This is a genomic window from Bartonella sp. SL320, assembly GCF_059687635.1.
The window spans coordinates 1313885-1327572 of record NZ_CM185143.1 but is presented as its reverse complement, the minus strand read 5'-3'; the positions used below and the strand labels follow the sequence as shown (position 1 = coordinate 1327572).

The following is a 13688-nucleotide window of genomic DNA, read 5'->3' as shown; positions in this document are numbered from 1 at the left end:
ATATGCAGGTTAATGATGTAAGGCTTTCAAGGTTGGTCTATCTTGAAGAGTAAGGATCAAGGAGCGATGATGGCTCAGACTCACGCAATGATGTCTCAATTCAATGGTCGTAAGCGGGTACGCAAATTTTTTGGTAAGATTCCTGAAATAGCAGAGATGCCGAATCTTATTGAGGTTCAAAAAGCGTCATATGATCAGTTTCTCATGGTTGAGGAACCGAAAGGTGGACGACCAGATGAAGGTTTGCAAGCTGTTTTTAAATCGGTATTTCCTATTTCCGATTTTTCCGGTACAGCTATGCTTGAGTTTGTTGGTTATGAATTTGATTTACCGAAGTTTGATGTTGAAGAATGTCGTCAACGTGATTTAACTTATGCGGCCCCATTAAAGGTCGTATTACGTTTGATTGTTTTTGATGTTGATGAGGATACGGGGTCAAAAGATATCAAAGACATTAAAGAGCAAGGCGTTTATATGGGCGATATGCCTTTAATGACGACAAATGGTACCTTTATTGTTAATGGTACGGAGCGCGTGATTGTTTCTCAGATGCATCGTTCTCCTGGTGTCTTTTTTGATCATGATAAAGGGAAGTCTCATTCATCGGGAAAGCTTCTTTTTGCTGCTCGTGTTATTCCATATCGTGGCTCTTGGTTGGACATTGAGTTTGATGCTAAGGACATCATTTATGCGCGTATTGATCGGCGGCGCAAGATTCCTGTTACCAGTCTTTTGATGGCATTAGGTATGGATGCCTCAGATATTTTGTCAACCTTTTATGATAAAGTGACTTATGAACGTGATGGAGAAGGATGGCGTGTTCCTTATTCTGTTGATCGTTTTAAAGGCATGAAGCTCATTTCTGATCTTATCGATGCAGATAGTGGTGAAGTTGTTGCAGAAGCTGGGAAAAAGCTAACAGTTCGTAGCGCAAAGTCTTTGGCAGAAAAGGGCCTCAAGGCGGTTAAAGTCAGTGAAGATGATTTATTAGGGTGTTATCTTGCCGAAGATATCGTCAATTATGAGACAGGTGAGATTTATCTTGAAGCTGGCGATGAAATTGATGAAAAAGTATTAAAAACTTTGCTTGATGTGAGTGCTGATCAAATCAATATCCTTGATATTGATCACATGAATATCGGTGCCTATATCCGCAATACTTTAAAGGTAGATAAAAATGAAAGTCGACAAGATGCATTATTTGATATTTACCGCGTAATGCGTCCAGGTGAACCTCCAACAATTGATACAGCAGAAGCAATGTTTCATTCATTGTTTTTTGACCCAGAGCGTTATGATCTTTCAGCTGTTGGACGTGTTAAGATGAATCTGCGTATGGATCTTGATTGTCCAGATACGGTCCGCGTTTTACGTCAAGAGGATATTCTTGCTGTTGTGAAGATGTTGGTTGAATTGCGTGATGGTCGTGGTGAAATTGATGATATTGATAATCTTGGTAATCGTCGCGTTCGTTCGGTTGGGGAATTGATGGAAAATCAATATCGCATTGGTCTCCTTCGTATGGAGCGTGCGATAAAAGAACGTATGTCATCCGTTGAAATTGATACAGTTATGCCGCAGGATTTAATCAATGCAAAGCCTGCCGCAGCAGCCGTTCGTGAGTTTTTTGGGTCTTCACAATTATCACAGTTTATGGATCAAACTAATCCGCTGTCGGAAATTACCCATAAGCGCCGTCTTTCTGCTCTTGGTCCAGGGGGATTGACTCGTGAGCGTGCGGGATTTGAGGTGCGTGACGTTCATCCTACCCATTATGGTCGTATTTGTCCGATTGAAACACCAGAAGGCCCCAATATTGGTCTTATTAACTCTTTAGCAACATTTGCGCGGGTTAATAAATATGGCTTTATTGAAAGCCCATATCGAAAAATTGTTGATGGTAAAGTCACCAAGGAAGTTATTTATCTTTCAGCGATGGAAGAAGCAAAGCATTATGTTGCACAAGCAAATTCTTCATTAGACAGTGAAGGACGTTTTATAGAAGAGTTTGTTGTTTGTCGTCATGCGGGTGAAGTTTTAATGGCGCCGCGTGATTATGTTGATTTGATGGATGTTTCACCAAAACAGTTGGTCTCAGTCGCAGCCGCACTTATTCCTTTTTTGGAAAATGATGATGCGAATCGTGCGCTTATGGGATCGAATATGCAGCGTCAGGCCGTTCCTCTTGTTCGCGCGGAAGCGCCATTTGTTGGGACGGGGATGGAATCCGTTGTTGCGCGCGATTCAGGAGCTGCGGTGAGTGCAAAACGTAGCGGTATTGTTGATCAAGTTGATGCTACCCGTATTGTTATCCGTGCAACAGAAGATTTAGATCCTTCAAAATCGGGCGTTGATATTTATCGCTTACAAAAGTTTCAGCGTTCTAACCAGTCTACCTGTATTAATCAGCGTCCTCTTGTGCATGTGGGTGATCGGGTAGAGAAAGGTGATATCATTGCAGATGGACCCTCTACGGATCTTGGTGACTTGGCTCTTGGGCGGAATGTTCTTGTCGCCTTTATGCCGTGGAATGGATACAACTACGAAGATTCCATTTTGTTATCTGAGCGCATTGTTGCAGATGATGTGTTTACTTCGATCCATATCGAAGAATTTGAAGTTGCAGCCCGTGATACAAAACTTGGGCCTGAGGAAATTACCCGTGATATTCCGAACGTTGCGGAAGAAGCGTTAAGAAATCTCGACGAAGCTGGCATTATTTATATTGGTGCTGAAGTTCAACCAGGTGATATTTTGGTCGGAAAGATTACACCAAAGGGTGAAAGTCCGATGACACCGGAAGAAAAGCTTTTGCGTGCAATTTTTGGAGAAAAGGCGTCAGATGTTCGTGATACTTCTATGCGCATGCCTCCTGGGACATTTGGGACTGTTGTTGAAGTTCGCGTTTTTAATCGCCATGGTGTAGAAAAAGATGAACGCGCTATGGCCATTGAGCGTGAAGAAATTGAGCGTTTAGCAAAAGACCGTGATGATGAGCAATCGATTCTTGATCGCAATGTTTATGCGCGCCTTACGGATATGCTGACCGGTAAAGTCGCTGTAGAAGGTCCAAAAGGCTTTTCGGGAAGCAAAAAGCTTGATAGTACGGTAATGGGGAATTATCCACGATCGCAGTGGTGGCATTTTGCCGTTGAGGATGAAAAGCTTCAAAATGAAATTGAAGCTTTGCGCAAGCAATATGATGAATCAAAAGAAGCGTTACAACGTCGCTTTATGGATAAAGTTGAAAAGGTCCAAAGAGGTGATGAAATGCCTCCTGGTGTCATGAAAATGGTTAAGGTTTTTGTGGCTGTGAAGCGTAAAATTCAACCAGGAGATAAGATGGCGGGACGTCACGGCAATAAGGGTGTTGTCTCACGTATTCTTCCCGTCGAGGATATGCCATTTCTTGAAGATGGAACCCATGCTGATATCGTTTTAAATCCACTTGGTGTGCCCAGTCGTATGAATGTTGGACAAATTCTTGAGACACACCTTGGCTGGGCATGTGCGGGGATGGGCAAGAAGATTGGTGATTTGTTAGAATTATATCAAGAGACTGGTGATATACTCCCTCTGCGTCAGCGTATTGAAAATCTTATGCCTGATGATAATCATAATGAACCTGTGCGTCAGTATGATAACGAAAGCCTTTATAAGTTGGCATTGCAAATGAAGAAAGGGGTTTCAATTGCAACACCTGTTTTTGATGGAGCCCATGAGTCTGATATCAATATGATGCTTGAAGACGCAGGATTAGATAGCTCAGGGCAGGTTACGCTTTATGATGGTCGTACGGGAGAGCCTTTTGATCGTCCAGTAACGGTGGGGTATATTTACATGTTGAAATTGCACCATCTTGTTGATGATAAAATTCATGCGCGTTCTATAGGTCCTTATTCGCTTGTTACGCAGCAGCCATTAGGCGGTAAGGCACAATTTGGTGGTCAGCGTTTTGGTGAAATGGAGGTATGGGCACTTGAAGCTTATGGTGCAGCATACACTTTGCAAGAGATGTTGACAGTAAAATCGGATGATGTTGCGGGGCGGACAAAAGTCTATGAAGCGATTGTGCGTGGTGATGATACATTTGAAGCCGGAATACCTGAAAGCTTTAATGTGTTGGTGAAAGAAATGCGTTCACTCGCTCTGAATGTAGAGCTTGATGATGCACGTGAACTCATTGCACAGCGTGTGCTATCTGATACAGCAGAACAATAATTCAAGGAGCGCACTAGAAAATGAGTGCGCTCTGATTACTTATACGAGGTTCAATAACCTTATTAAGGCCATACAGATTATTTTAAAAGTAAATGTCTTTTAAAAGAAGATCTGTTATAGAATGAGTAAGATATTACAACAGGTTCTAAGAATCTTTGAAGGAGACCAGCATGAACCACGAGGTCATGAATCTTTTCAACCCTCAAGCGCCAGCGCAGACATTTGACTCTATTCGTATTTCTATTGCGAGTCCTGAGAAAATTTTGTCCTGGTCGTATGGTGAGATTAAGAAGCCTGAGACGATTAATTATCGGACTTTTAAACCAGAGCGTGATGGTCTTTTTTGTGCGCGTATATTTGGCCCGATTAAAGACTATGAATGTTTATGCGGCAAATATAAACGCATGAAATATAAGGGGATTATTTGTGAGAAATGCGGCGTAGAGGTGACTCTTTCGCGTGTACGTCGTGAACGTATGGGGCACATTGAGCTTGCAGCGCCTGTTGCACATATATGGTTTCTTAAATCGTTACCAGGTCGTATTTCTACACTTTTAGATTTGACTTTAAAAGATATTGAGCGTGTTCTTTATTTTGAAAATTATATTGTAACCGAGCCAGGGCTGACCTCCCTTAAACTCCACCAACTTCTTTCTGAAGAAGAATATATGCTCGCTATTGATGAGTTTGGAGAAGATCAGTTTACAGCGATGATTGGTGCTGAAGCTATTTACGAGCTTTTAGCGAGTATGGAGCTCGATAAAATAGCCAATGATTTGCGTCTTGAATTAGCTGAAACAACTTCAGAGTTAAAGCAGAAAAAATTGATTAAACGACTTAAGATCGTTGAAAATTTTCTTGAATCTGGAAATAAGCCAGAGTGGATGATTATGAAAACAATTCCGGTTATTCCACCGGATTTACGTCCACTTGTTCCACTTGATGGTGGGCGTTTTGCGACATCAGATCTCAATGATCTTTATCGGCGTGTTATCAATCGTAATAACCGTTTAAAACGGCTGATTGAATTACGTGCTCCTGGGATTATTGTACGCAATGAAAAACGTATGGTGCAAGAGGCTGTTGATGCGTTGTTTGATAATGGGCGGCGCGGGCGTGTAATTACGGGAGCCAATAAACGTCCGTTAAAATCTCTTTCAGATATGTTAAAAGGTAAGCAAGGTCGTTTTCGTCAAAACTTACTTGGAAAGCGTGTTGATTACTCAGGGCGTTCTGTTATTGTGACAGGTCCTGAATTAAAATTACATCAATGTGGTCTTCCCAAGAAAATGGCCCTTGAATTATTTAAGCCCTTCATTTATGCGCGACTTGATGCGAAAGGGTATTCCTCAACTGTAAAACAAGCAAAAAAACTTGTTGAGAAAGAGCATCCAGAAGTTTGGGATATTTTGGATGAGGTTATTCGTGAACATCCTGTTCTACTTAATCGTGCACCAACATTGCACCGTTTGGGAATTCAGGCTTTTGAACCTATCTTAATTGAAGGGAAGGCTATCCAACTTCATCCATTGGTATGTACCGCTTTTAATGCGGATTTTGATGGTGATCAGATGGCTGTTCACGTTCCGCTTTCTCTTGAAGCACAGCTTGAAGCTCGTGTTTTGATGATGTCGACCAATAATATTCTTCATCCAGCCAATGGTGCCCCCATTATTGTTCCATCACAGGACATGGTTCTTGGTCTTTATTATCTTTCGATTGTTTCTGAAAAAGAACCAGGTGAGGGAATGGCTTTTTCCGATATAGGTGAGCTTCATTATGCTTTGGAAAATAAGGTCGTAACGCTTCATACAAAGATTAAAGGTCGTGTTAAAAGTATCGGTAAGGATGGAAAAGAAGTTGCTAAACTTTATGATACGACACCTGGTCGTTTGATTATCGGTGAACTTTTACCGAAAAATCCTGACATCTCATTTGATATTGTCAATCAAGAAATGACGAAAAAGAATATTTCTAAAATGATTGATCATGTTTACCGCCACTGTGGACAAAAAGAGACGGTTATTTTTTGTGACCGTATTATGCAGCTTGGTTTTTCTTATGCTTGTCGTGCAGGAATTTCATTTGGTAAGGATGATATGGTTATTCCTGATAGCAAGTCACGTTTGGTTGCAGAAACAGAAGCTTTGGCTAAGGAGTACGAACAGCAATATAATGATGGTTTGATTACACAAGGTGAAAAATACAATAAGGTTGTCGATGCTTGGGGTAAATGTACCGATCGCGTTGCAGATGAAATGATGAAACGGATTCAAGCTGTTGATTTTGATCCAAAAACAGGTCGTCAACGGCCCATGAATTCAATTTATATGATGTCGCATTCTGGGGCTCGTGGTTCTGCTAACCAGATGAGGCAATTGGCTGGTATGCGTGGATTGATGGCAAAACCATCGGGTGAAATTATTGAAACACCTATTATTTCAAATTTTAAGGAAGGTCTAACTGTTAACGAATATTTCAACTCCACGCATGGTGCACGTAAAGGACTTGCTGATACTGCATTAAAAACGGCGAATTCTGGTTATCTAACACGGCGTCTTGTTGATGTTGCACAAGATGCTATTATTTCGGCTGTTGATTGTGGCACAGCAAAAGGGCTTACCATGCAGCCAATTGTTGATGCAGGACAAATTGTTGCTTCTCTAGGGCAAAGAATTCTTGGTCGTACAGCGCTTATTGATATTTTACATCCCGTCTCTGGAGAGGTTATCCTTGAAGGTGGAGCGATGATTGAGGAAGCTGATGTTGCGAAGATTGAAGAAGCGGGAATTCAATCTGTTCAAATTCGTTCTGCTTTAACATGCGAAACACGTCTTGGTGTTTGTGCTAAATGCTATGGCCGTGATTTGGCACGTGGAACACCTGTTAATCAGGGAGAAGCCGTTGGTGTTATTGCTGCTCAGTCAATTGGTGAGCCAGGAACACAGCTTACTATGCGTACTTTCCACCTAGGAGGAACAGCGCAGGTTGTTGATTCATCGTATTTAGAAGCATCTTATGAAGGTACGGTAGAGATTCGTAATCGTAATGTGGTTCGCAACTCTGAAGGCCATTTGGTTGTTATGGGGCGTAATATGGCTATCCTTATCAAGGATGAGTTAGGAAAAGAGCGCGTGGTGCATCGTGTGAGCTATGGTGCGCATATTTTTGTTGATGATGGTGATGTGGTTAAACGTGGTCAGCGTATAGCAGAATGGGATCCTTATACACGTCCGATTTTAACGGAAGTTGATGGCTACGTAGGATTTGAAGATATGATTGATGGTTTATCGGTCACTGAAACAGCTGATGAATCTACGGGGATTACAAAGCATTTGGTGATTGATTGGCGTGCTAATCCACGTGGTGCAGATCTCAAACCAGCTATTATTATTCACGCAGATAAAAAAGGCGAATCCATTGCTAAATTGTATAAGGGAGGTGAAGCCCGTTATATGATGTCAGTAGAAACGATTCTTTCTGTTGAACTTGGTGCTCATGTTAAGGCTGGTGATGTGATTGCTCGTTTGCCAATGGAAAGTGCCAAAACGAAAGATATTACAGGTGGTCTACCACGTGTGGCTGAACTTTTTGAAGCACGTCGTCCAAAGGATCATGCGATTATTGCTGAAGTCAGTGGTACGATTCGATTTGGTCGTGGTTATAAGAATAAACGTCGTATTATTATAGAACCAAATGATGAAACTCTTGAGCCAGTAGAATATTTAATTCCGAAAGGTAAGTTATTTCACTTCCAAGAAGGCGATCAAATTGAAAAAGGCGATTATATCCTTGATGGTAATCCAGCGCCTCATGATATCTTGGCGATTAAGGGCGTTGAAGCTTTAGCATCTTACCTTGTTAATGAGATTCAAGAGGTTTATCGTTTGCAAGGGGTTCTTATTAATGACAAGCACATTGAAGTGATTGTTCGTCAAATGTTGCAAAAAGTTGAAATTACTGAATCTGGGGATTCTGGTTATATTCCAGGTGATAATGTTGATCGTATTGAACTTGATGAAATCAATGATAATTTGATCGCAGAAGGGAAGAAACCTGCATCTGGTAATCCCATTCTTCTTGGGATTACAAAAGCTTCTCTTCAAACGCCTTCTTTCATTTCGGCGGCATCGTTTCAGGAAACAACCCGTGTTCTTACTGAAGCGGCAGTTTCTGGTAAAATTGATACTTTACAAGGACTTAAGGAGAACGTTATTGTCGGTCGTCTTATTCCTGCCGGTACAGGAGGTACAATTTCTCAAATCCGTCGTATTGCAGCAGTTCGTGATGATTTGATTGTTGATGAGCAACGTAAGTCTAGTAAAAATGAAATGGCTAAGGCTATGTTGACAAATATGACAACTGAAGCCGTTGCTGAATAATTTTAGGATAATACCCCTAATAAATATAAAAACGTCTGAATAGAAAATTCAGACGTTTTTTCATTTTAAAGTTCTTTAAGCAGTAGAGAAAGTTGTTTTTTAAGATATGTGAAATTTAAAATCCATATTCAAGGAAAGAAGGAGTTTCTACAAGGGCGGCTGATTTCGAATTTTAAGAAGATTTTTGATTGATATCTGTTATAAGAAATAGACATATTTCTTATAAGAATGCGATCTATGAAGATAGAATGATAAAATGTATGAGTATTATTCAATTGGATGAATTGACACGTGTATTTTCAATAACAGTTTGGATTTTTCCTTATTATGAAGAAGACGGATTTCTTTTTCCTTTCTGGCGTGCTTTATACAAAACGGATCGCTATAAGCTAAAACAAAATGCTGCATGCTAAAAGAGTTAGATGTTCATTGTTTGCAATATCACATGTATAATAATGAGAAAAACACTTGATAATGAAAAAAAGCTTAAGAAATTAAGTTCAGGAGTTTATAAAAGCAAACTGATTCAAAGTAGATATCAGCGTGATATTGATGATTTTCAGCAGAATTTAAAAATAAATTAAAGAGATTTTTTTGAGAGCTTAGCGAAGTTGAGCAGGTGGAACATTGATTATAAAAATTATTTCATCTTCTTTTAGATAATTTCCTTTCTATTAAAAGAGATAGGTTGTATTATCTTTAATGGGGGTATTGAACACAGCTTAATTTAAAGAAATAGAGCATTTCAAAAAAGTTGCAAGAGTATTTGCGCGGTATATTGTCCTTGATAGGGAAAAACTCATAAAGAAAGTAAAGAGAATGCCAGTTTCTCCTATGAATATTTTTCAATCTATTTTGTCACGAAAGTCAATTCGTTCTTTTACTAATCAATCAGTTAGTCTGGAAACAGTCAAAGAAATCTTAAAACTTGCAGCACGTGCACCATCTGGAACAAATATTCAGCCATGGCAAGTAATTGTGCTTACGGGAAGTATATTACAAAAAGTAGGGCAAGAACTTTCCCAACTTGTGCTTTCAGGTGTAAAAGGAGAGCGTGAATATCATTATTATCCACGTCAGTGGCGCGAGCCTTATATTTCCAGGCGTCAAAAAGTTGGTTTGGATCTTTATCAGAGTCTTGGAATTGAAAAAGGTGATGAAGAAAAAATGATTCATCAAAAAGCACGAAATTTTTTATTTTTCGATGCACCTGTAGGACTCCTGTTTACAATGGATCATGATATGGAAAGGGGGAGTTGGCTTGATTTGGGGATGTTTATGCAGACCATTATGTTAGCAGCACGTGGATTTGGATTAGATACCTGTCCTCAAGCAGCTTTTGCGGATTATCATAAGCAAATTCGTAGCCTTTTATCTATCCCCTCTGATCGCAATATTATTTGTGGTATGGCACTTGGTTATCGCGATACAAGTGCTCCAGAAAACAATTTTGAGACAGAACGAGAACCTTTAGAAAACTTTGTACGTTTCATTGAAAGATGTCCATAGGATAGTTTTATATAATGAAGCATATGTTTTGAAGAACTTTGGTATGATAAAAAACACCCTCATCCAGAATCTCTTATTCTTGTTGAAAGCTTACTATTGCATATTAGCACTTATTTTACTACGTTTGAAAAATGAAGAAATTAAAGTGATGACTTTAGGAGCATTGTCCGTTTTGAAGGTTGGCTAATAATGGAAAGCACTATAGAAAGAAAATGTTGGGTGGTCGCAAGGCGCGCGACATTCGTGTTTATCGCTGTTATTTTTTTAGTTTATCTCGCAATTTGATTCTAAACGGGATAAACGTTATAAAAAAGCGTATATGCTCAAGCTGTACTGTAGTTTTGAGGGGATGCATGTTTTTATCTGTTTTTGAACTTTTTAAAATTGGGATTGGTCCTTCTAGTTCACATACAATGGGGCCGATGACAGCTTCCAATATGTTTTTGCAAAAGATACGAGACTTTTCTCAGTCATCTGATATTCAAGTTTCGCGTATACGTGTTTATCTCTATGGCTCTTTAGCTTTCACAGGTATTGGTCATGCGACAGATAGGGCTATCATATTAGGACTTTTAGGAGAAAAAGCTTCCACGGTTGATCCTGATAGCATGGCGTTCCTGTTAGAAAAAGTTATACGTGAAAAAAAAGTACAACCAGAAGGTCATCCTGCTTATCAGTTTGATTCACAAAGTGATCTTATTTTTGAGCGAAAGGAAATCTTACCTGGACACACCAATGGGCTAGCGTTTGAAGGACTTGATACGGAGGGGAATGTTTTATTGCGGCAGATTTATTATTCTATCGGTGGTGGCTTTGTAGTGACTGAAGATGAATTAAATCATATGAGTGATAATGTACAAGCAGAAGTGCCTGACGTGCCATATCCATTTGATTCTGCGCGTACAATGTTATCAATGGCAGAAAAATCAGGGCTTTCAATTGCTGAAATGAAGCGCTTAAATGAAGAAACAAAGATAGAGCGCTCTTCTCTGGATGCAGGGCTTGATAAAATTTTTTCAGCAATGACAAGTTGCATTGATAGAGGTCTTGCACAAGAAGGGGAGTTGCCTGGTGGATTACATGTTTTAAGGCGTGCTAAAAAGCTGCATGAAACGCTTTTGGAAAAACAAAAGAAAAATTACAATTATCCACTTTGGGCAAATGATTGGCTTTCGGTATATGCTATGGCAGTCAATGAGGAAAATGCCGCTGGTGGTCGTGTTGTTACAGCACCTACAAACGGGGCGGCTGGTGTTGTCCCAGCAGTTTTGCGTTATTATCTTCAGTTTAATGATGGTTCAGATCAAAAGGGAATACATAATTTTCTATTAACGGCAGCCGCTATTGGTGGCGTTATCAAACATAATGCTTCTATTTCTGGTGCAGAAGTTGGATGTCAAGGTGAAGTTGGAACAGCATCTTCAATGGCTGCTGCAGGATTGACCGCGGCGTTAGGTGGAACACCGGCTCAAATTGAAAATGCAGCGGAAATAGCGCTTGAGCATCATTTAGGAATGACGTGTGATCCTGTTGCAGGTCTTGTACAAGTTCCTTGTATTGAGCGTAATGCAATGGGGGCTGTTAAGGCAGTAACGGCTTCTTCTCTGGCATTATATGGTAATGGAGATCATTTTGTTTCTCTTGATGCTTGTATAGAAACAATGCGCCAAACCGGTCATGATATGAGTGAACGCTATAAAGAAACAAGTAAAGGTGGACTCGCAGTTAATGTGACGTCTTGTTAAGAATGCGATCTCTTGTTAGGAGCTGGAATATTTTTTAAATCTATGGTTGCAATCTTTGTGAAATGATCACATTGTTGTTCCTAAAAAGGTTGAGTTTTTTACTTATTAATCAAAATTTAAATTTAATTCACCAGCATGCTTGAAGTAAATTAGAGATGTATTTTGTATTGTTTTTAACAAGAAATAGTCTTTGCTAGCAAGATTTAAGGGAGAGTATTTCTTGTATCTGTTTAACGTATCTCCTGAAATGGGAAAACAGTCTCACTAAGAAAAAATATGAGCGCATAAAGTAAAATGAGCGTTCAATCTCTCATTACTTTTTTCTTAGGTCTTATGACTTTTAAAAATTTCTGTAGCAATATCTTTTAAAGAATGAAAAATTAAACCTTTATCGAGAGAAATTCTTTAAATCTAAATGATGATGGGGTGCGAGGGGAGCTTTAAAAAATTAATTTCTTTAAAAGTAAAATTCTTTTAGACATCTGATATGTTAAAAATTATTTTTAAAACAAAGATATATGATAAAATATTAATCCTTAATTTTTATTTTATAAATCCTGTACTGTCAAAAAAGTTAAACTAAATAATAACGTATACATTGAAAATAGTTATCAAAAACTTTGGTGAAGAATAGAATGTATATAATAGAACATTATCATGTCGCTTGTTCATGAGTTTGTCTTAAAGAGGTATTTCTCAATGCTCGTCATACCTATTTCGAGATGGCACTCATAATTGGTATAAAATTGACAGAATATCAGCATCTTGATTTATAAAGGGAGCAAATGAATATTACCATTCTTTTTATCAGCTCTCAATGTTACAAAAACTCTTGGTATTTGAGACAGTCCATAAGAGGTATTTTGTTTTCTTTTTTAATAGTTTTACATGCCGATCCTTTTTGTGATGAGTAAACAAATAATTTTGATGGATTCAATAGAGGAAAATCTTACGAAAATTTTTCATTGAATATGAAAAAATAAATTATCATGCTCCTTTAAGTTTTTTTCTTGCTTGAATTTCATCAAAGAAAAATTGTCAAGCAGTTCATTATTAAAATTAAAATCTTATGAAAAGCGTGTAATGATCTTTAATTTTGATATTTTTTCGTTTTTTATCAATAATATTTGTATGTCTAAATTTGCTTTGTCTGTTGAAAGAAATACAAGAAAAAGGGCTTAGATTACTTTTTACAGCGTTTATTTTACAGCGTTTATATTGTAGAGGAAGTCGTTATTAAAAGGGGGGCTTGATTGAACTTTTACAATAATCTCATCAAGTGATAAGTCATTCATCCAATAAAGATATTTATTTTTTCCAGATAGATATCAAGGACACTTTTTTATATTAAATTAAAAAGTGGAAACATATTTGGTATTTTTTATATCCTTAAAAAAGGTCTAATTAGAATCTTGAGGATATTTGGATAGTTGGAAAAGCCGTTAGCATAATTCTTATGATTAAAAAAATATGTCAGTTCAAAGGCTTTTCTAAAATGTCGATAATGATGCAATAAGAAACTCTCTTTTTTTGAGAGGATTGGTAGAATTAAATATTTGTTGCTCCTAAACGGATTTTAATAGGCACGTTACCAGTTTGGCTCGCAACGCGTAAATGAATACGTACAGGAGGCATTATAAGGCGACGGTTGCGCATTGTTTGGCAAATGAGAAGATTAACAAGAGATTGTGTATCTAATATAGTTGGATTATATTTTAAACCAGCAAGTTTTGCTGCAGCATCATGAAGAGAACGCAATGAAATGAGGGATGATTGCTTCAATAAAATTTCTTTTTTATAGAATGAAGCAAAAGCATTATCTGTCATAATA

General features: G+C 38.5%; 6 protein-coding genes. 5 read left to right on the top strand and 1 reads right to left on the bottom strand.

Annotated features, from left to right (window positions below):
* The first annotated feature begins 69 nt into the window (after positions 1–69).
* From rpoB to AC6ER8_RS05465, 5 genes are all read left to right on the top strand, one after another.
* Positions 70–4221, top strand: coding sequence for a DNA-directed RNA polymerase subunit beta (rpoB, locus tag AC6ER8_RS05485; protein WP_497079621.1), 4152 nt, complete (start codon positions 70–72; stop codon positions 4219–4221).
* Positions 4222–4391: 170 nt separating this feature from the next.
* Complete coding sequence (gene rpoC / locus AC6ER8_RS05480) at positions 4392–8603, top strand: DNA-directed RNA polymerase subunit beta' (protein ID WP_497077739.1); 4212 nt, start codon at positions 4392–4394, stop codon at positions 8601–8603.
* A 260-nt stretch (positions 8604–8863) separates the two neighbouring features.
* On the top strand, positions 8864–9016 hold the full coding sequence (locus AC6ER8_RS05475; protein ID WP_497077738.1) for a hypothetical protein: 153 nt from the start codon (positions 8864–8866) through the stop codon (positions 9014–9016).
* Between the two features lie 406 nt (positions 9017–9422).
* The gene (locus tag AC6ER8_RS05470) at positions 9423–10112 is read left to right on the top strand and encodes a nitroreductase (protein ID WP_497077737.1); all 690 of its coding nucleotides are present in this window, start codon (positions 9423–9425) and stop codon (positions 10110–10112) included.
* Between the two features lie 353 nt (positions 10113–10465).
* Entirely contained in the window at positions 10466–11857 is a 1392-nt protein-coding gene (locus AC6ER8_RS05465; protein WP_497077736.1) for an L-serine ammonia-lyase, read from the top strand.
* 1548 nt (positions 11858–13405) lie between these two features.
* Here the strand turns inward: AC6ER8_RS05465 and AC6ER8_RS05460 are convergent.
* A complete protein-coding gene (locus AC6ER8_RS05460) occupies positions 13406–13684 on the bottom strand; it encodes a hypothetical protein (protein ID WP_497077735.1) in 279 nt (92 codons plus the stop codon).
* Positions 13685–13688 lie beyond the last annotated feature (4 nt).